We start from the raw sequence: 666 nt of genomic DNA on the forward strand, positions 1-666 counted from the left end.
GGCCGACATCTTGAGATGGGAAGCCATGCCCGGCCCGTTGAAGGAGATGAAGGGCAGGCCCGACCAGTTCCCGACCACCTGCGCCAGCCCGCCGCCCAGGGAATGGCCGCAGATGCTGATGGGGCGGCCGAAGGCATTCTCCTTGGCCCAGTTCACCATCGCGAAGGCACTGCCGGCCATGTTGGGGATCACGTTCACGCCGATGCGGACATTGCCGGAATTCTGCGAGACCGGCGCGGTGGTCAGCCCGCCCTTGGTGCCGGAGAAGCCGACGATGATCTCGTCGCGCGTCTCGAACACGCCGCCCTGGTAGCCATTGCCGTACCAAGTGGCCCATTCCCATTTCTGGACGGTCCATTCGCCCGGCGCGTCGACCGCCGATCCAGCCCGGGCGTAGCAAGCCTGGGCGATGTCGACGTAAGTCTCGATGGTGGCCAAGTCGTTCCGCTCCCGTCCGAATTCGCCATTGATGCGAAAAATAGACGGAAGCGGCAATCCGACGTTGACGATAGGTCCGATCGGACGGGCCTATGGCCTCAGGCCAGATGGGCCTCCAGCATCCACAGCGCCTTGTCGAGCGTGCGCGAGATGCCCGTGAAGAGGTCCGCGGTGTCGGCGTCGCCGGCCTCGGCCGCGGCGTCGATCGCCTCGCGGGTCGTGGTGGCC

2 protein-coding genes are annotated in these 666 nt (G+C 66.1%); both read right to left on the reverse strand.

Annotated elements, in window-relative coordinates:
- The coding region (locus AC1DWF_RS35180) for a Tle-like phospholipase domain-containing protein (protein WP_476843097.1) at nt 1–438 on the reverse strand (438 nt) is incomplete at its 3' end.
- 98 nt (nt 439–536) lie between these two features.
- On the reverse strand, nt 537–666 hold a 130-nt coding region (locus tag AC1DWF_RS35185; protein ID WP_476843098.1), incomplete at its 5' end, for a ferritin-like domain-containing protein.

The sequence above is a fragment of the Aminobacter sp. P4_D5 genome, assembly GCF_056401815.1.